Source organism: Gracilimonas sp. (genome assembly GCF_040218225.1).
GTDB lineage: Bacteria > Bacteroidota > Rhodothermia > Balneolales > Balneolaceae > Gracilimonas.
Genome location: NZ_JAVJQO010000004.1, coordinates 516,579 through 534,994, shown reverse-complemented (window position 1 = coordinate 534,994; position 18,416 = coordinate 516,579). Strand labels below are relative to the sequence as shown.

At 41.6% G+C, this 18,416-nt stretch carries 16 protein-coding genes; 5 read left to right on the top strand and 11 right to left on the bottom strand.

Features of this window, described 5'->3' with window-relative positions:
• The first annotated feature begins 9 nt into the window (after positions 1-9).
• Positions 10-1,350: a hypothetical protein gene (locus RIB15_RS06390; RefSeq protein ID WP_350201320.1), complete on the top strand. Its 1,341-nt coding sequence runs from the start codon at positions 10-12 to the stop codon at positions 1,348-1,350.
• Positions 1,351-1,526: 176 nt separating this feature from the next.
• On the opposite strand, the gene aat is transcribed toward RIB15_RS06390, so the two are convergent.
• From aat to RIB15_RS06375, 3 genes are all read right to left on the bottom strand, one after another.
• Positions 1,527-2,042 (bottom strand): leucyl/phenylalanyl-tRNA--protein transferase, encoded by a 516-nt coding sequence (gene aat / locus RIB15_RS06385; RefSeq protein WP_350201319.1) that lies wholly within the window; start codon positions 2,040-2,042, stop codon positions 1,527-1,529.
• A gap of 186 nt (positions 2,043-2,228) precedes the next feature.
• Entirely contained in the window at positions 2,229-4,637 is a 2,409-nt protein-coding gene (locus RIB15_RS06380) for a zinc-dependent metalloprotease (RefSeq protein ID WP_350201318.1), read from the bottom strand.
• A 198-nt stretch (positions 4,638-4,835) separates the two neighbouring features.
• Positions 4,836-6,227 carry an alanine/glycine:cation symporter family protein gene (locus RIB15_RS06375; protein WP_502881340.1) on the bottom strand — a complete coding sequence of 464 codons (1,392 nt, stop codon included), beginning with the start codon at positions 6,225-6,227 and terminating at the stop codon, positions 4,836-4,838.
• Between the two features lie 148 nt (positions 6,228-6,375).
• Between RIB15_RS06375 and RIB15_RS06370 the strand changes: the two genes are divergently transcribed.
• Positions 6,376-8,238 carry an aryl-sulfate sulfotransferase gene (locus RIB15_RS06370; protein ID WP_350201316.1) on the top strand — a complete coding sequence of 621 codons (1,863 nt, stop codon included), beginning with the start codon at positions 6,376-6,378 and terminating at the stop codon, positions 8,236-8,238.
• A gap of 11 nt (positions 8,239-8,249) precedes the next feature.
• On the opposite strand, the gene RIB15_RS06365 is transcribed toward RIB15_RS06370, so the two are convergent.
• Positions 8,250-8,684 carry a DinB family protein gene (locus tag RIB15_RS06365; protein ID WP_350201315.1) on the bottom strand — a complete coding sequence of 145 codons (435 nt, stop codon included), beginning with the start codon at positions 8,682-8,684 and terminating at the stop codon, positions 8,250-8,252.
• A 5-nt stretch (positions 8,685-8,689) separates the two neighbouring features.
• A complete protein-coding gene (locus tag RIB15_RS06360) occupies positions 8,690-9,364 on the bottom strand; it encodes a MarC family NAAT transporter (RefSeq protein WP_350201314.1) in 675 nt (224 codons plus the stop codon).
• A gap of 121 nt (positions 9,365-9,485) precedes the next feature.
• On the opposite strand from RIB15_RS06360, the gene RIB15_RS06355 reads away from it, so the two are divergent.
• Together RIB15_RS06355 and RIB15_RS06350 are read left to right on the top strand one after the other, a co-directional pair.
• Positions 9,486-9,959 carry a GAF domain-containing protein gene (locus RIB15_RS06355; RefSeq protein ID WP_350201313.1) on the top strand — a complete coding sequence of 158 codons (474 nt, stop codon included), beginning with the start codon at positions 9,486-9,488 and terminating at the stop codon, positions 9,957-9,959.
• A gap of 12 nt (positions 9,960-9,971) precedes the next feature.
• A complete protein-coding gene (locus RIB15_RS06350) occupies positions 9,972-10,325 on the top strand; it encodes a hypothetical protein (RefSeq protein ID WP_350201312.1) in 354 nt (117 codons plus the stop codon).
• Here the strand turns inward: RIB15_RS06350 and RIB15_RS06345 are convergent.
• The 4 genes from RIB15_RS06345 to RIB15_RS06330 all read right to left on the bottom strand — a co-directional run bounded on the left by RIB15_RS06345 (position 10,322) and on the right by RIB15_RS06330 (position 15,149).
• A complete protein-coding gene (locus tag RIB15_RS06345; protein WP_350201311.1) occupies positions 10,322-11,185 on the bottom strand; it encodes a mechanosensitive ion channel family protein in 864 nt (287 codons plus the stop codon). The genes RIB15_RS06350 and RIB15_RS06345 overlap by 4 nt on opposite strands.
• An 86-nt stretch (positions 11,186-11,271) precedes the next feature.
• On the bottom strand, positions 11,272-11,688 hold the full coding sequence (locus RIB15_RS06340) for a hypothetical protein (protein ID WP_350201310.1): 417 nt from the start codon (positions 11,686-11,688) through the stop codon (positions 11,272-11,274).
• A gap of 101 nt (positions 11,689-11,789) precedes the next feature.
• On the bottom strand, positions 11,790-12,476 hold the full coding sequence (locus RIB15_RS06335) for a hypothetical protein (protein ID WP_350201309.1): 687 nt from the start codon (positions 12,474-12,476) through the stop codon (positions 11,790-11,792).
• Between the two features lie 147 nt (positions 12,477-12,623).
• Positions 12,624-15,149, bottom strand: coding sequence for a protein kinase domain-containing protein (locus tag RIB15_RS06330; protein ID WP_350201308.1), 2,526 nt, complete (start codon positions 15,147-15,149; stop codon positions 12,624-12,626).
• Positions 15,150-15,340: 191 nt separating this feature from the next.
• Here RIB15_RS06330 and RIB15_RS06325 point away from each other — a divergent pair, with 191 nt between their 5' ends.
• The gene (locus tag RIB15_RS06325; RefSeq protein WP_350201307.1) at positions 15,341-16,054 is read left to right on the top strand and encodes a cytidylate kinase-like family protein; all 714 of its coding nucleotides are present in this window, start codon (positions 15,341-15,343) and stop codon (positions 16,052-16,054) included.
• A gap of 12 nt (positions 16,055-16,066) precedes the next feature.
• On the opposite strand, the gene RIB15_RS06320 is transcribed toward RIB15_RS06325, so the two are convergent.
• Together RIB15_RS06320 and RIB15_RS06315 are read right to left on the bottom strand one after the other, a co-directional pair.
• Positions 16,067-16,825 carry an ABC transporter ATP-binding protein gene (locus RIB15_RS06320; protein ID WP_350201306.1) on the bottom strand — a complete coding sequence of 253 codons (759 nt, stop codon included), beginning with the start codon at positions 16,823-16,825 and terminating at the stop codon, positions 16,067-16,069.
• Positions 16,810-18,339 (bottom strand): hypothetical protein, encoded by a 1,530-nt coding sequence (locus tag RIB15_RS06315; protein ID WP_350201305.1) that lies wholly within the window; start codon positions 18,337-18,339, stop codon positions 16,810-16,812. Before RIB15_RS06315 ends, RIB15_RS06320 begins: the two co-directional genes overlap by 16 nt.
• Positions 18,340-18,416: the final 77 nt, after the last annotated feature.

Here is an 18,416-nt window from a genome sequence, read left to right as displayed (position 1 = left end):
GACACAATTATGAAAACATCAGTCTTTAATAACCTCGTCATTGCGAGGGATTCGGCGGCCAAAGGGAGTAAATCCCGTGGCAATCTCTTTAAGTCAACATCTGAAATTAGTCAGGGAGATCGCTTCGTCGATTACTTTGACAACTCGAATTCTAATTTTGAGACTCCTCGCGAAGACGGGCATAGAAGTGGATATTTCGCTAAAATGATTATAGTAGGATTGATGACGCTTTTGCTGTCTCCATTGTCTCTCGCTCAGAATTTTGATACCAATCGCATGAACCGCGACATCAAGATCATGGAGAACATTCTGGGCGAAATGTTTAAAACCCAATTTACCACAAAGGAAGGAACTGGAACTATACAGGTGCGCTCACAAGGCTACACTATTTTTGGAAGCGGCTCGTCCGGAAATGTTAAAGGGACGTATATTCCTGGGTACGGTGTCATTTTTATGATTCCATCTACCAGTAATAGGTACTCCATCGTTTCCAGAAAAAGTTCTGACCGGCAGATTGTGTTTCAGTACAGCTCGGATGACAACGACTCTGACCGAAGCATCGACAAAGAATCTGTGACGAACAGAATCAGTGAGTTTCTGCAGGATTATGCCTCTACGATCGGTCAGCTAAAAAATGATGAAAGTATTCTTGTCATCTATGGTTCTGCAAACTCCACCGGAAGCCGCTTTGCTGTTTATAATTTACAAGGAGATGAAGAAGACAAGTCTGAGCCCCTTCCTGTAATTTCCGTCTCAGCTAAAAAATCGGACCTGGAGGCATATCGTGCCGGGAGATTGAATACCGATGCTTTCAAGAACCGCTTATCAGTGTCTACATCAGAAGATAAAGAACGACTTGACCTGAAGGTTCTTGGCAACATCTTCGGAACGGCCCTGGGTGATGGGGATGGTAATCAGTATCACCTGATAAACAGTAATTCTCTTTCGTATATGTACCTGGATAATTTTGGTGCATTGTATTCACTTGATTTGCACCGGGGTCACGGGCTTGGTTCAAATGTTTTTGAATTAAGGCTGAACCGGGATAGCAATGCAGAAGAAATCGCTGCAAAAGCTCAAGAAAGTGAAAAGAAAGTGTCGGAAACTCTTGAAAAAGAATACGATGCTCTTGTTGCTAAAACCAAAGAGTTTATTGTGGATTACGGCAGAACGCTGAGCTCTCTTAATGACGATCAATACTTATTGGTTTCATTGAACATCAATGATTCAAGTGATATTGTGCCTGAACGAGTTGACTTCCAGGTTAAGAAGTCGACCTTTAATCAGCTGGACCGAGGACAAATTTCCCGTGAAGCTGCATTAAATGCTGTAACCCTCACCGAATATTAAAGTGTAACTAACATCCTATCCAGAAAGCTGCCTTGGATACCGGACATGATTTTCATCGATCCGTATTCGGGGTGGCTTTTTTTATAACGTGCTCTTGTGGAAGGTTTTTAAAGGACAAATCTACATTCTCTATTAAGGGCTATTTCCAGCATCTCTTCATATTCGGAAGCTTCAATTTAAACACAACCAAACTGCGCTAAGTGATCGGTATAGAATTGGGTATCCCAAAGAAGGAACCTGTTCTTTTCCAAGATCTCATGGCAGTAATAGAGAGCTACTTTATCGGCCCACTTTTCTTTCTTGAACATACTTTCTCCAAAGAACGCTGCCTTCAACTTCACCCCATACAAACCACCAACCAGCTTGCCTTTATTATAGGCTTCCACGCTGCAGGCATTTCCATACTGATTCAAAACATCGTAAGAATTGATAATCAGGTCATTAATCCAGGACGTTTCACGTTTAGCACATTGCTTTACCACTTCCCGAAACTGATGGTTCACTTTTACTTCAAACTTCCCCTGACGTATAATTCTTCTAAGATTATCTGAAGTATGAAATTCACCAATCGGGATAACTCCCCGCTTTCTTGCTGAGTACCAATCCACCCCTTCCGCATCTTTACTCTCAGCCATGGGGAAAATCCCCTGGCTGTAGGCTTCAAGCAGACTTTCCGGCGGGATGATTTTCATGCTGCTATTTGGTGATTATTTTATTGTCATCGCGAGGAGCATCATTGTCGAACTTTTGACTCTACCGCTTTTCGCCGCGGCGATCTCCATGAACCACTTGGGATTTAGAATAAGGGAGATTGCATCGTCGGCCAAAATCCCAAGTCTATTTCCGCAACTTTTCTCCTCGCAATGACGATTTTAAAACTAAAATTCACAATACAATATCGCATCACTTCCAATTGGTGATCCTGGTGGCGGTGCCGGAGCATCTTCTGCTTCAAAATCTTCGGGGTTTGTCAAAAACATCCCAATCGTATATACCGCATAGCGGCTGTCCGCATCATTTTTGCCGGATAATTTGGATTGGAGATCTGTTAGCTTTTTATGGGTAATGGCCTTGGTCACAGGATTGGAATCACTGTCTGCTGCAAGAGCAATCATATTTTTCAGCACCACATGATTTACCACTCGTTGTATGGACCCGAGATATCCTGATTGGTTTTTCTTGTCCCAGCTTGCGGCAATGAGTTCATCGAGTACAGTCTCCAGGCTCAGATTATTATCGCGTGCGCCATACTCTACCAGTCGATTCGCACGTGCCGGATTTAGTATTAAGCTCACCGGTAAGTTGGCCGCAGTTTCAGCAATTCCTAATGCGTCCAGTGCCGGACCTGTGTTTCCATTAAAAAGCTCCCGAGAATATCCCAATGAAGACGGCCGGGGTGGAATAAGCTCTAAAAGGTTCTCAGGAATCGCCAAAGTAGACGGATCAATAGTTTTCAACATTTCTGCTAAAGCTTTCTGTTGGATTGATTTATCCACAATTTTAGGGGCCGGTAAATTATCCCCTTTTGAGTTGTAGCTATAATCGAGCCCTCCAATCAGTTTAACCGTTCCTTCCAGCTGATAGCGATGAAAAAAGTACATCGGAACTAAGGCATCCTCCAGTTCCGCCATAGGCTTTCCTGATTTCAGATTAGCTTCGCCAAAATTCTCCAGCGCTATTTTACGGATTTCTAAAATCTTTGACAATTGTGAAGATGGATCTGAGCCAAAATCCCAAAGATGGGCATCTGGATGAGCCCCACCCTGCGGCCTTGCGTCAGCATCAGAAATATACTTTAGTCCGGAATCATAAGCTGCTTCCAGGATTTCATCCAGCGCTTCTTTTTCATCCATTCCTTCCGGGAAGTCCTGATACCCATAGGCTACAGCCACTTTATCCCAGGCTCCAATTCCAACATCATAAGGACTGGAAAGGTCAATTTCTCCATTCACAAGTTTTGGCTGTGGGTGAGGATAATCCATCACCGAAGCATCATTTGTAACACTGGCTGCAAAGTTATGAGCGATTCCAAGGGTATGTCCCACTTCATGAGCAGAAAGCTGTCGGATTCGGGCAAGTGCCATTTCCTGCATTGTTGTATTTACCTGATCATCACCATATGGAGCAAGCAGTCCAACAGCGATCAGGAAATCCTGACGAACTCTTAGTGAACCCAGCGAAACATGCCCCTTAATGATTTCACCCGTCCGCGGATCCGTCACTGATGAGCCATAAGACCATCCCCGTGTAGATCGGTGAATCCATTGAATAACATTGTATCGAACATCCAGCGGGTGAGCTTCTTCCGGTAATATTTTTACAATGAAAGCATCTTTGTACCCGGCCGCTTCAAACGCCTGATTCCACCAGCGGGCTCCATCTAACAAAGCGCTACGAACCGGTTCCGGTGTTCCATTATCCAAATAATATACGATCGATTCAACCGGTTCGCTCATTTCGGCTCCCGGGTTTTTCTTTTCAAGTCGGTGCCGGGCTATAAACCGCTTGGTCAAATCCTGATCGATCGGCGTGCCGTAATCCTGGTAAGAAATCCCGAAATATCCAGCCCGGGGATCCAGAGCTCTTTTCTCATAACCGTCATCAGGGAGTTCTACAAAAGAGTGGTGCTGGCGAACTGTGATGGCCTCTGGTGTTGGTACAACCGAGCGCACATACCCTCCCGGATTACTTCCATCGAACGTAAGCGTTGCCTCAAATTCTGTATTCTTGGGGAAGTTCATCGTGCCTTCTTTGTATATGGCGGAACGGTTTTTGTCCAAACTGTAGGAACCCTGATTGGATCTGCGCAGAGTGTTAGTCACTCCATGAGCATCCCTCAGCAAAAAGCTGGTTAGGTCAATGAGCACCTTTCCATCTTCTTCGGCTGCAACTTCAAACCCTGCAATAACCGATGATGCAAAGGCTTCCCGAACCGATTTCTTCTCCAGTTCATTATCTGTTTCTGCGCGGTATTCGTAGTTAGGCTGAACCATGAGCACTTTCGGGCCTCTTCTTTCAAAATATACTAACCGGGTATCCCCAAGCTGGCCCCGATCCAATCCGATATCATTTGAGCCGATACCGGCCGTCAACGAGTTTACATAAATGAATTCGGTGTTCAACTTATCAACCTCCAACCAGATCTGGTCTTTAGCTTCGTCAAAGTAATAGTTGAAATACCCTTCAGTCTTATTAAGTCCTTTGGTTTTTTCAGAAATGGTCGGTATTTGTGCGGAGGCCTGAATGGCAACAAACATCATCACGAATACGGTGAGTGCTCTTTTCATCAATGCAGAATTTTTATTTGGGTTGAAGGTTCGCTAAATAACGGTTTCATCCAATATCTGAAAGAAGAGCGGATAAGAAAAATGTTAAAGTTTTCGCCTAAGCTCATTCCTTACAGTAAAGGTTTGGGAAAACTCCGGCGTTATTCTCAATAAAAATCTGAATAAAGTGCAGGGTAAAGACTACTCAAACAAATCCCTTTATTTGTCTAAGTACTCTTTGAACTCGCCGTTTTTTAATCGGGTGAAGTAATCTTTTGAGGCCTGCCTTACTTTCTTGGATAGGAGCAATGCAGAAGTCACCGTCGGAATTGCCATAAGAGCAAACATTCCATCAATCAGGTTAATAACCGCATCAAGTGAGGCTACTGCTCCAAAAATGATGGAGAAGACATAAAAGTAATTATAGAGATGTTGCTTCTCCGCGCCCAGCAAAAACCCTAAACATTTAGAACCATAATAAGAATAGGATAGCATAGAACTCACACTAAATGTAAGCACTGAAATCACCAGAAGATATGTCCCAAAAGCGGGGAGTGCTTCATTAAAGGCATTGAGTGTAAGAGTTACCCCATTGGCTTCCGTAGATTGCCATACACCAGTTACCAAAATGGCGAGGGCAGTCATGGTACATACGAGTAACGTATCAATAGCAGGTTCCATCATTGCAACCAACCCTTCGCGGACGGGTTCTTTGGTCTTTGATGCGCCGTGAGCCAACGACTCGGTTCCAATTCCGGCTTCATTTGAAAAAGCTGCGCGCTGTACACCAATAATAATCAACTGCCCAACAGCCCCGCCCATCACTGCCTTTCCAGTAAAAGCGTCCGTTACGATCAAGCCCAAGTAATACGGGATATCACCAATGTGAACGGCTAAAATAAACAGCACGGATACCACATAAATCACAACCATGGAAGGAACAAGCTTGGAGGCCACTTTTCCGATTTTTGTAATTCCACCAAAGATTACAAGTGAAACCACCCCAACCAGCACAATACCGGTAATCAGGTTTCCGGTGAAAGCAGCGTCAGCTTCAACCCATCCATTTGGGATGTAAATAAAATCTCTTAAAATCTGTACCAGCTGATTGGTTTGAAAGATTGGTAATGGTCCAAACAAACCAGCTAATGCAAAAAGGTATGCTAATGGCATCCATTTACTACTCAGCCCTTCCCGAATTACATACATCGGGCCGCCCTGAATTTTACCCTCAGTATCTTCGCCACGATACATGATGGATAGTGTACAGGTAAAGAACTTCGTCGCCATTCCTACAATAGCACTCATCCACATCCAGAACAGAGCACCGGGGCCACCCATAAAAATAGCCACAGCCACCCCACTGATATTCCCCATACCCACCGTAGAGGCCAGTGCTGTTGAGAGCGCTTCAAAGTGATTAATGTCTCCGGGATCATCGGGATTATCATATTTACCCCTTACTAAATCAACAGCATGAAAGAAAAATCTAAATGGAGTAAATCCAGATGAGATCAGGAAAAACAATCCTCCTCCTACCAAAAGGATAACGAGAGGGTATCCCCACATGAAGGAGGAAAACGCGGCGAGAAATTCTTCGATAAGTACCAGAGTATTGTCCGTTTATTAAATATTAAGCGTAGAAACTAATGAATAGACGGGTTAATTGTCCAATCTCTCTAAAATTTTATCATTTTTAAATTTTATCCTGTAATTTATTTTTGACTATTTAACTATATAAATAAGATCTATTTAAGAGATGTCTGTTACCAAAAAACTTCTTTTCTCAGGTTTATTATTTTTTTCATTAATTCTTTTCGGTTGTCAAAATGGCTCGGGGCCAGAGTCCAATAAAAATGCAGAGTTTCTTGAATTCAGCATAAGTGAATTACCTAATACTTCTTTTTCTATTAATCATGAGGATCATTTCATTGAAGTGACAAACACCGGATCTGTAGGCGGGGATGTGGACCTCAGTTCTCTAACCGCTACTTTTTCAACTTCAGAAGGAGCCACAGTTTTTGTCGATTCGGAACCTCAAATATCAGGTGAAACTACCAATGATTTTTCTGAGGGTGTTTTTTATACCGTAGTATCAGAAGGCGAGCTTAATCGGGAAACCTATTTTGTCTATTTAACCAGCGAACTCCCTTTAAATTATTTGGTAAAAGAACCTATCTCCATAATTAAAAATCCCAGTGGCAGAAACCCATTATCTGCAGAGATTCAGTTTGAAACCCGTAAACCCGCCACTGCTAAAATCGAGGTTTTAGGAGATATACCTGTAGAAAATTCCTTTTCCAATCGCTTTTCCAAATTTCAAATTCCTGTTTTAGGACTTTATCCAAACACTGAAAACAAGGTCGTTTTAACTCTTGAAAACTCAGAAGACCATATTGTAAAAGACACCTTGAGTATTGCGACCGAAGCTCTTCCCGACTTCCTTCCCACCCCAGAAATTAATGTTTTGCAGGAATCAAAAATGGAGCCCGGGATGCACTTCAATGAAGTACACATTGGGAATTCTGGTGACTTCAACACCCACCCAATTATATTTGACAATAACGGGGATGTAAGATGGTATATGGACTTGAGTGAGTTTGGTAAAATTACCTGGCCTATTAAATTTAATGATGACGGTTCGTTCTTTGCCATTTTTGGTGTCACAATTTTTGAATTTGATATGACGGGCATAGAAAAAAATCGAATTGTGGTTGAAGAAAACAATATGCACCATGAAGTCATCAAGATTCCAAATGGAAATTATGTTGTAGCTGTTAGCAGGGTCGGAGCTACTATGATAAAAGGTGGAGAAGAAATCATCAGTGTAGAAGATTATATAATTGAAGTTGATCCCAATGGTAATATAGTAACCGAATGGGATCTTGCTGAAGTGCTGGATGTAAACCGAACTGACCTTACCGATGGTGGGGTGGATTGGTTCCACATGAATGCAATTTGGTATAGTGAAAGCGATAACAGCCTGATTATTTCGGGAAGGAACCAAGGTGTTGTAAAAGTTAATTGGGAGAACGAGTTACAATGGATTTTAGCCCCACACAAAGGCTGGGGAAAGGCAGGCCGCTATGAGAAAACAACCGAAACGGCGCCGTTTCTCTTGACTGCTGTAGACCAGAATGGTGTCCCTTTTAGTGATGCTGTTCAGCAAGGAACCCAAGAGCATAATGCCTTTTCCTGGACTTGGGGACAACACGCTCCTTTGATACTACCCAACGGTAATCTTTTCATTTTTGACAATGGATTTAATCGAAATTTTGGCGCGGCACCAAATTACTCTATGGGAACGGAGTATGAAATAGATGAAGATAATTTGACCGTCAAACAAGTATGGAGTTATGGGAAATCTCGGGGAGAAGAGCTGTTTTCTTCAATAATTAGTGACGTAGACTTTCTACCTGAAACTAAAAACAGGCTAATTATGCCTGGTGTAGTTGGCTTAGGGAGCTCAAACTCTTACTCAAAAGTGGTAGAGGTTACATACCCAAGTAAGGAAGTGGTTTTTGAATCAACACTTCATTTTAAGAATCAACTTGCAGACGGTCAGGGTTGGGGGAATATTGATATCACTTACCGGGCACAAAGAATTCCTTCTTTATACTGACAGTCCTGCTTTCATCTTATAAAAAAGAGGTAATCAGTTCCCGGTGGTTTAACACCCGCTTCCCTTAATAACTTTGCAATTTGAGCCCTGTGGTGTTGCCCATGAATGATCAGGTGAGTCAAAATATCACCAACCTTATTCTCAAAGGCTTCACCTTTCGAGTTATGATAAGTGATGCCTTCCTCTTTCTTGGAAATCAAAGCTATTAACTTCTCGTTATTCTCATCTATTAAGGCTTTCATTTCCTGAACAGAGAGTTCTGGCCATATTTCCAGATCTGTTTTCTCACCGGTAATTCTGCTCATCCATATCACCTGCGCAGCCAGAAGATGAGAAAAGAGTTGCCCTACATTGCTTCTTGCTTCGCTATCGTTAAGTTTTTGAAAAGCCTCGATTATCCTCCTGTTTGCCCAATGATCGTAAGCGAATAGTTTATTAAGATCCATTTTTCTTACCCAATACCAAAGAACTTAGAGATTCCATTAATCACAAACTGCACGCCAATAGCCAGAGCGATAAAGCCCATCATTCGGGTAATAACGGTCATACCGGTTTTGCCAATATACTTTACGATGGCCGGAGCGACTCTTAAAATTCCATAAGCAACCAGGGCCGTCATAAATACAGCGGCTCCATGAACCATATAATCAGTAACTCCTTGTGCGTCTGACCCAAAACCAATGACCACGGCGATGCTTCCCGGCCCGGAAAGCAGCGGGAGTGCAAGCGGACTGAATGAAACATCTTCTTTTTCTTTTGCCGCTTCCTGATCTTTTTTTGTCAGCTTTTTACCTCCATTATCCGGACTTAGCATCGAAAAACCAGCTCTTACAATTACCAGTCCTCCGGCTATCTGTATTCCCGGTAAGCTTATTCCAAAAAAACTCAGTATATAAGTTCCAACCAGCAAGAAAATAATCAGCACAAAAAACATATATGTAGTAGCCTTTCTTGCCGTTCTTATCTTCTCTTCGTCGGAATGCCCTTCCATCAATGAAATATAGATCGGCATTGCAGCAAAAGGGTTCACAACTGAAAACAATGATGAAAAGCTTGCAAAGAATAATGCGGCGATGCTCATAAACACTGTTGAAAAAGGAATTATGTCGTTAAAAAATTCTTCCATGATGCTTAAAGATACACACCTTTTTACCAATTTTTAGATTGTGTTTTTACTTAAAACAAAGCTTAACTTTTATATCGGATATATTATTTTATTTTCTGTTCCATCAAATTTTAATAATGCTATGAGCACCGTACAACTTATTTCCTACGATCAATTGATATCGGATACCGAAGATATTTTAGAGCGGAATGTTACCCGCGATGAAAAGCTTTTCGCAATTTGTGAATTATTAGCCGATGAAATCAACACCTTTAACTGGGTTGGTTTTTATCTCCCAGATCCTGAAGGCAAAAATGAGCTTGTTCTTGGTCCATTTGTGGGTCCTTCAACTGATCATACCCGAATACCTTATGGAAGAGGGATTTGTGGGCAGGTTGCTTTAAGCCACGAAACTTTTGTGGCTCAGGATGTACATAGTGAAGAGAATTATCTGGCTTGCAGTACAGATGTGCAATCCGAAATCGTTGTTCCCATTATGAAAAACGATGAATTTGTTGGACAGCTCGACATAGACTCAAACACCAAAAACTCTATTACCAAAGAACAACGAGAACTTTTGGAAGAAATTTGTGAACTTCTTGCAGACGAATTTTAATCAACTATTACCATGAGAAAATTTTCCCTTACCGACGAAACGGCAATCGATGTACTCATTTTTTGGATTGAAAGCTCCGATGGCACTATTTCCTATGAAGAGGAAGAAGCTGTAAAACGCATTCTTAGTAATATGGAATATTCCATGAAAACTTTTCGGGAGACACTTAGTCACCTTGGCGCTCTCAGCACCGAGGGTCTTCATGAAGTTCAAGAGGATGCTATCAACCATGTCAAAAGTAATTTCTCTGATGATGGTAAAAAGCTGACTTACAGCCTTCTTGAAACAGTTGCTGCCACAGAGGGGGGTATCAGTGATGAGTCCCGCGAAAAGCTTGACGAACTAAAAAACCAGTTCGGACTTTAAACTCCCTTTTCATCCTGGCTTAGTTTCACATTTACAGGCAACATGTCTACGGCCGTAGTAACATTAGAGCTGAAAGTGAATCCTTTTTCTGCAAGTGCTTTATGGCTGGCGTTCATCACACCAGACCTGATCTCGCCAAGCCCAAGGTCATTGCTGAATGTGTCAATCCAGAAGAATATTTCCAGCTCAACATAGGAAGGTGTAAATCCGGATATCTGTACCTTAGGTTCCGGGTTTTGAAGGGTTAGCGTATTTTCCTGCACCACCGATAGCAGCACTTCCCTGGCGTTTTCCAGATCATCACCATAATCAATGCCAACCGTGAAGTTTCCTCGCCTCAACCCATCCCTGGTAAAGTTATGAAGTGGGTTCTTGTAGATAGTGGCGCTTGGAATAAATATATCACATCCATCCGCTGTTCTGATGTGCACATCTCTTATTTCTATTCGCTTAACGACGCCTCTGATTCCATTACTTTCAATAAGGTCACCTACATCAAACGACCGGCTGAAAGAAAGGAATAATCCTGCAAGAAGGTTTTCTCCAATCTCACGAAAAGCAAAACCAAGAACCACAGCCATTACTCCACCTGCTGCTAAAAAACTGGTGGCAACCTGGGTTAAACCTACAATTTGTAAAGCAACTACTAACCCCAGAACATTAAAAGCCCACCTAACCAGACGCTTAACAAGCCGAACCTGTTTAACTCCTTTCCTTTTCTCACCACCTATCAATCGTGTGACGCCGTTGCTGACGAATTGACCAATAAAAATGAGTACTATTAAAGAGGCCACAGCGGCTATTATCTGTGGCGCAGTGCTTATAATTCTTTCTGCCAGAAGCTCAAAACTTTCCTGCATGATTCTTGTCTTATTTCTATTTCTCTACTTATTGCAGAGTACATAAAATAAAACACTTTTCACCAAGGTTAATTCCAGGCTTTTTCTTAAAGCAGTACAAACTGGTTTTTTGCGGGCATTTTATCCAGAGCAAAAACAGCAATTGCTTTTACTTCTTTAGTCACTGCGCTGCCTTTTTCATTGGTTTTGCTTTCGACAAGGATTACTCCATTTCCGCCTAAATTTTTTGCCTCTTTTTTAAGCATTTCCATCATGTTTTCTGTGGAACTCTTCTGAGCTGTTTCCTGAATATTTACGGTTGCAAGCTCAAGGTACTCCCCTTCAATTTCTTCAGGATTATTATAGACTACAATTTCCTGGCCTGCCTCAGGTAATACGCCAAAAACGTCCGACTGAACAAGGTCTTTTACGTGGGTAGTAGTAGATTTATTTACAGACGTACTACAAGCTGCCGTCATCATTCCGATTATAACTAAGATCAATACCGCATTTATTTTTTTCATCTCTCTTCTCCTTTTAAATTTTCTGAGACATGAACTCGTACGGCTGAATTGAAATCGTGTTACATCAACAAGCGCTAAATTTTAAATGGTGGGAAAAAATTTTAATCGCGTTGAGCCAAAGCTAAATCCGAAATGTGCAGATTGACGCTATGGTTTACCCGCAGGCCAAAAATTCCGTCGCTATTAATCCCCTGAGCGCTTACAGTTGCTGCTTTTTCGTCGTTGATATAGAAACTGACATTCTCTTCATCAACCATTACCTGAAGTACATTTAGAACAGAGGACTCTTCATTATCCCCATACTTGACGATGGCATCGCTAGCCGTCCACTCTTTAACTACCTCGGTATTTTCTCCTATTCTTTTTTTGATAAGAAACTCCCCGGTATTCCTGAGCAAGAAATACATATATGCTTGTGCATCACCATCCAGATTTGATCCGCCCCAAAACAATCCATATCCCTCTCTGTTTCTGTCGCCCGGATTAAAAAAGTGTAGCTCTGTTTTTATCCCGAAGGTTCCTGAGGCCGTATTTGAAGGATGATAAAAAATGCCAGCCGGACCTGTAGTAATATGCCAGCCCGGAGTCATATTTACAAAATAGACGTCAGAGGAGTCAAGCTTGGAGCCAATAATTGCGTCTTCCATCTCATGATCCAGACGAACCTGCCATCCTTCCGGAACTTCAAAATTAACCCCCTGTGGAACATTTGGATCCGGACGATCCTGCGCTTGTGAAAGATTGGCGACAAAACATACCAACACTACTAAATTTAATATCACCTTCATATTAACCCTCCTATATAATATAATCTATTACTAACCAGCCTGATTATACAATAAATGAATGACTTGGAGAAATCTCTATTTTATCCAAGGATTTGACACTTCCTGACAGGCATTCCCTTATTCTTTTCAGGAGTCATCTTCAGTTCCTTACTTGATAGAATTATAGGCTGATAATGTCTTGCTGTAAATCACATTAGATGTATCATAGTATTGTTCGCCAATATCTAGTGCTCTCTTAAAGTATTTTCTTGCCTGCTCATTTTTCCCTAGCTGCATAAAAACAGCACCAATATTGCTTAACTCCCTAACATGGTCCGGGTGGTTTTCTCCTTTAACTTCAACGTTGCTTTCGTGCGCTTTTATAAACCAATCGATAGCCTTTTCTTTTTGACCATCGTAGAAATAAACCATTCCCATGTTTCCCTCGCTTGTTAAGGTCAAAGGATGTTTATCCCCCAACAGCTCTTTTCTCATATAATATGCTTTTTCGATTAGTGCCCTGGCTTCCTCATACTTTCCACTTTTCTGAATGATAATTCCTAAATCATTCATTGCCTTTGATCGCTCTATGCTTGGCTTATCTCCAAAGATATCATCATACATTTCAAGTGCTTTACGAGAGTGTTGCTCGGCTTTTTTCTGCTGGTTTTGAATGTGCAGGGCCCAGGCTAAACTAGCATGAGCTCCAGCTACTTTAGTTGGAGAATAGTATAATCTGCCCTCTTCAAACCCTTTAGTTCTTGCGCTTACAACTTCCTCAAAGGTTGATATAGCTTTTTCATATTCACCCATATCAAACAACAGCCACCCATGATCATGTCTGCTTACCCAATACGCATCTGAAAGAGTATCCTTTCTTACTGCATATCCATCAAAAATTTCTTTGTACAGGCTGTCTGACTTCTCATATTCGCCCAGGTAAGTATATACTTCTGCCTTGTAAGATTTAGATGACAACAGGTACGCCTGCCAGTCAACAGCAACCACTTCCAGATTTTTGATCTCCTCCTCATTTTCCCTTAAAAAACTTTCCAATGAGTCGGCATAGACGATAGCCTTTCTATCATTCCCCATAGCCCTCGCCAAATCTGCCTTCGAGTTATACACATCTACAATCCAATACCGATATTCATTTTCTTTATCCAGAGAATGCAGAATTGAGGATGCTTCATTAAGCAGGGAGTCTGCAGCTTCCAGTTCGCCCAGATTAAACTTTATGCTCCCAAAATTTAATAACAGCCGGGCCTTTTCACCAGGCACATCAGCAAACTTATACTTCACCATTGCCAGGGACTCATCAAGAAACTGGCTAGTAGCAAGGCGGGGGTCTTCAGTCTTTGTGTAGTCAACCTCTTCGAAGATATTCACCATCACATCACTAACCATTTTGGCCCTTCCCAGAGCTTGTAATGCCCGGTTTTTTTCTTTGGTGATATTGACACTGTAGATAATTCCAAATGCTATGGCCGCTACCAGAAAAGTAGCCGCTACAGAAAGCCGAAACCTATTTCTTTTAATAAACTTTTTTGCCTTATAGCGGTTGGTATTCTTCCGGGCTAATACGGGCTTACTTTTTTGAAGATTATCGAGGTCGTCTAACAGTTCACGGGCTGATGAATAGCGATATTCGGATTCTTTTCTAAGGCACTTATTTACGATCGCATCTAAGTCTTTCGGATCAACTCCTTTGAGACTTACCTTAGCTTTCTCACTTATACTTTTTGTCTCCCGATTAAGGATGATTCTTTCGGCCTGTTGCAATGTCTTTCCTGAGAGATCAAATGGTTTTTGCTGAGCAAGCATCTCATATAGCACCAAGCCTAATGCGTAAACATCCGTCGCTACAGTTATTTTCCCCATATTGATTTGTTCGGGGGCGGCATAGCTTAAACTTAGCAGTCGTCCCGACTCAATGGTCTGTACTACTTCTTCTTCAGAAAGTTCTTCAGAAATGATTTTAGCTATTCCAAAATCGAGCACTTTCACACGGCCATGCTCATCTACGAGTATGTTTTGAGGTTTAATATCCCGATGAACAATCAGGTTTCGGTGCGCATAATCAATGGCCTCACAGACTTCTTTAAACTTTTGAAGACACTCCTTCAGGCCGGGTTTTTCTTTTTTGACGTATTCATTTAACGACAGCCCACGGACATATTCCATCACCAGATATGGCCGGTTATTTTGCGCTATCCCCGCATCATACAACTTGGCAATGTTAGGATGTTCCAGGCTGGCCAGAATTACTTTTTCCTGCTTAAACCTTTTCTCCCAGTTCTCACTTACCAACCGCCTGTTTAAAACCTTTATAGCTACTTCTCTTTCAAACTCCCCATCCGAGCGGTTGCCCTTATACACAACGCCCATTCCGCCCTGATCTATCTTGCCGGTGGTTGTATAAGCCCCAAAATTCTGCGGCGAAAAGCTTTCTTCCTCCCATTCGCTATAAGCTTCCGTCTCGGAAAAATCATCCAGGAAAGATCTCAGATTTTTCTGCTGATCATCCATGAATGTTTCACTTTCATGGATTGATTCTAAAAGTTCTTCGGCCTGCTTTTGAAGTTCTGGGTTCCCTTCACAAAGTTTTTCTAAGTGAGCCTTCTGCTCTTTTTTTGGATAGAGCAAAACTTCATCAATAATTTTTTCCAGCTCTTCAAACTCCGCTTTTTTCATAAAGTAGCTTTTCTTGATTCCCGAATTTCTTAAAGCTAACAAAAATAGCCGATTGAAAAAGCCCCCTTATATCGGATCTATTTTCATTTTCTCTTCACATTAATTCTTTAAATACTTAAGGTTCTTTTACTCTGATTGTAAATCCTTCATCAGTCAGAAAAGCTCGTTATTTAATTTAATGGGTAATTGTCATGTCAAAGAAAGTTCCTCAGATCACTGAACAGCAAATCCAGTTTTGGATTCGCAAAGAAGCCGCTCAAAAAGGAGTTCCTGTTCCTAATAAAAAATTTCCCATTATCACGATTTCCCGGCAATTTGGTGCTAAAGGCGCCGCACTTGCTACGGAGCTGGGCACTCAGTTGGGGTTTAAGGTTTGGGATAAAGACTTGCTGGAATTGATCAGTAAAAATATTGGCAGTGATAAGGAGTTTATTAAATCTTTAGATGAGAGCCGCAGGGGATTACTGGAAGACACTATTTTTGGCTTTATCCATCACCGGGAAACAAACCTAAGCTATCTGATCTTTCTGATAAAGGCCGTTCGTGCCCTGGAAAAATTTGGCAACGGCATTATTGTGGGAAGGGGAGCAAACTACATCTGCCAACATAAAGATTCTTTCCATGTGCGTGTGGTATGTCCGCTCAAAAAACGCATCCAAAATTATGCACAGGATTATCAAATTCCCAAAGTGGAAGCCTCCGAAATTATCATGAAGAAAGATACAGAACGCGAAAACTTCACTAAGTATAATTTCAACCAGGAAATCAACAACTCAAGCGATTATGATCTGATTATCAATTCTAACACCTATTCGATTACTGAGATGGCAGAGCTTGTAATCCGCGGTTATGAAATAAAAACCGGCTTTAAGATTTCAACCCTGAAAAAAGTTGGAATCGTATAAACAGAACTACTTTTACAACCACTCAACGATTTCTTCTTTGCGTTCTACTTCCACATATTTTTCAAATATCTCGTGGAGGCTTGCGTCTTTTTGAAGCTCTTTGCGGCTCACGGAATCCAGATAAGCCTTAATGTGGCCATGGTGCAGAATGGCGATGTCGTCACACAGGTTTTCTACTACTTCAAGAATGTGGCTGGTCACGATAATCGTAACTCCTTTTTGTTTCAGGCGTCGGATAATATTTTTCATTCTTTCAATAGAGATGACATCAACGGCCTCAAAAGGTTCATCCAAAAGTAACAGCTTCGGCTCAACTAAAACGGAAGTTACAAACGCCAGCTTTTTGCGGCTCCCGGAAGAAAGCTTATTCACTTTAATTTTGGCAAAGTCTTTGATATCGAAATAATCCATCAGGGAATAGGCCTTTTCAATCAATCCCTCTTTTTCTACTTCGTAGATCTCGCACACATATTCAATAAACTCCAGGCTGCTGAATTGCTCAAATAACAACGGTGGCTGCAGTACAGAAGCCGTCAATTTCTTGATTTCGAGTTCGTTCACCGGGTTCAGCTTCATCCCATGAATAATTACATCTCCGCTTTCAAAACTCAGCAAGCCCGTCAATACTCCAATCAGGGTGCTTTTGCCTGCACCATTAGGTCCTATCAACCCAAAAACGGTTCCTTTGGGAATTTCCAAATTCAGGTTCTTGAGTACAGGGGTTTCCTCGTAGCTCTTGTCCAGATTTTTTATTTCTACAGCTCGCTCCATAATCTCATCAATACTCGATTTTTAAACAGGTTAACCAAAACATCCATGTGTCGCCATAAATAAATTCCCATAATTACAATAACCGTTCCCATAATCGTCAGCCGGTACCATTCCAATCCATTTAGTGGCACAAAGACCAAGTATCCCATAGAAAAAATCAGGAATGAGATAGCGAATGTTACTTTTTGGGGGATAATTGGGTGCTTATAACTGAATGAAGAATAGGTGGCTTTTTGGTATTGGAAATAGGAACTCCAGACAAACAGCAGCATAAACATCAGGAAGAAAAACGTATTTGCCACAAAAATTTGCAAGGGTGAACCGATTTCAGGAATCACAAGTAATTCAAACAGCGTAATCAGGTAAAAAACCAGTAGCGGCAAAACAATCACCCCTAAAAAGCGCTCTTTTAACTGTTTTTCTAAGTTGATGGGAAACTGAAGGTGCAGCAGGAATTCCCGGTTTTCATAACCATACATATTGGCCATTCCCATAGCCAGCAGAGCCACTGGAATTCCCGCTAGAATGGTTGGAATTAAAATAGTTTTAGCGACTTCATAATCTACATTCAACAATAGCGGAACGTATACAATCGGAATAATAGTAAGGGTTAATACCTGCAGCCGGTTGTAGGGATGCTTCATCACATAGAAGTAATATTTTCCTGCATTCCGCCCAAGAACTTTACGAAGTATTGTCCAGAGCTTGCTGCTTTCCTCTTCTGCTTTTTTAAGTCCGGGGTTCAACAGCCCTTCCTTCGTTTTGTTGAAGTGATCAACAACGGTAAGCCCAATCAGCACAATGGCAAAAAAGAGAATGGTAAGCGCATTCATCCACCCATAATCTTCGGTTACGGTTTGGATTAGCATGCCGCCCGGTAGCCACGACAAAAACGCATTTACCGTCTCAACCTGAGGCAGTAATTCCGCAAAGATCTTTGTCGAATTGGATGCAAAAAGTGACACTAATTGAAACAGACCGAATACCAGCACAAAGAAACCAATCACAACGGCAATAAAGCGCTTTTCAACAACACGGATAAACCGGTGTTTTACTGAATAAATTAACACATAATTTAAAGCTACAGCTGCTATCGCCACCGGCACCTGATAAGCGGCATGTACCTGTATCAACAAAAAAACCAGCCAGGTTAAATTGTAGATGATGTTTACAGGATGGCAAAACCCGATAATTGTCAGATATTTTGCGAGCCTTTTTAAGGGAAAACCGAAACCAAGCAGCTTTCGGTTTTCTTCGATATTCATCAGGCGCATGTTGGTGAAAGAGAAATGCATTACCCAGTAGGCATTGGCAAAAACCAGCAGAATAAAGGTATAAATATCCGGGGTGAGCCAAGGAAGCTGCATTTGCATCCAGGGATCGCTATCCATCATTACTACAACAATGGCTGTACCTGCCAGATTTACCAGCATGATGCCCAAAAACATAATGTACCCGATGGTCAGTAATAACTGAAACCGATTCAGGTTGGAGATAAAAATTCTCCAATTCAATGTAAGCAGCCTGTAGAACAAGGGCAGTTAATTAGTTGATGAATAACAGGGTGCTATTATAACAGTATCATCGTGAT

Bases quoted from the DNA above. Each gene is read 5' to 3' on its own strand.
- RIB15_RS06390 (WP_350201320.1), top strand. From the start codon at position 10: ATGAAAACATCAGTCTTTAATAACCTCGTCATTGCGAGGGATTCGGCG.
- aat (WP_350201319.1), bottom strand. From the start codon at position 2,042: ATGAAAATCATCCCGCCGGAAAGTCTGCTTGAAGCCTACAGCCAGGGG.
- RIB15_RS06380 (WP_350201318.1), bottom strand. From the start codon at position 4,637: ATGAAAAGAGCACTCACCGTATTCGTGATGATGTTTGTTGCCATTCAG.
- RIB15_RS06370 (WP_350201316.1), top strand. From the start codon at position 6,376: ATGTCTGTTACCAAAAAACTTCTTTTCTCAGGTTTATTATTTTTTTCA.
- RIB15_RS06365 (WP_350201315.1), bottom strand. From the start codon at position 8,684: ATGGATCTTAATAAACTATTCGCTTACGATCATTGGGCAAACAGGAGG.
- RIB15_RS06360 (WP_350201314.1), bottom strand. From the start codon at position 9,364: ATGGAAGAATTTTTTAACGACATAATTCCTTTTTCAACAGTGTTTATG.
- RIB15_RS06355 (WP_350201313.1), top strand. From the start codon at position 9,486: ATGAGCACCGTACAACTTATTTCCTACGATCAATTGATATCGGATACC.
- RIB15_RS06350 (WP_350201312.1), top strand. From the start codon at position 9,972: ATGAGAAAATTTTCCCTTACCGACGAAACGGCAATCGATGTACTCATT.
- RIB15_RS06345 (WP_350201311.1), bottom strand. From the start codon at position 11,185: ATGCAGGAAAGTTTTGAGCTTCTGGCAGAAAGAATTATAAGCACTGCG.
- RIB15_RS06340 (WP_350201310.1), bottom strand. From the start codon at position 11,688: ATGAAAAAAATAAATGCGGTATTGATCTTAGTTATAATCGGAATGATG.
- RIB15_RS06335 (WP_350201309.1), bottom strand. From the start codon at position 12,476: ATGAAGGTGATATTAAATTTAGTAGTGTTGGTATGTTTTGTCGCCAAT.
- RIB15_RS06330 (WP_350201308.1), bottom strand. From the start codon at position 15,149: ATGAAAAAAGCGGAGTTTGAAGAGCTGGAAAAAATTATTGATGAAGTT.
- RIB15_RS06325 (WP_350201307.1), top strand. From the start codon at position 15,341: ATGTCAAAGAAAGTTCCTCAGATCACTGAACAGCAAATCCAGTTTTGG.
- RIB15_RS06320 (WP_350201306.1), bottom strand. From the start codon at position 16,825: ATGGAGCGAGCTGTAGAAATAAAAAATCTGGACAAGAGCTACGAGGAA.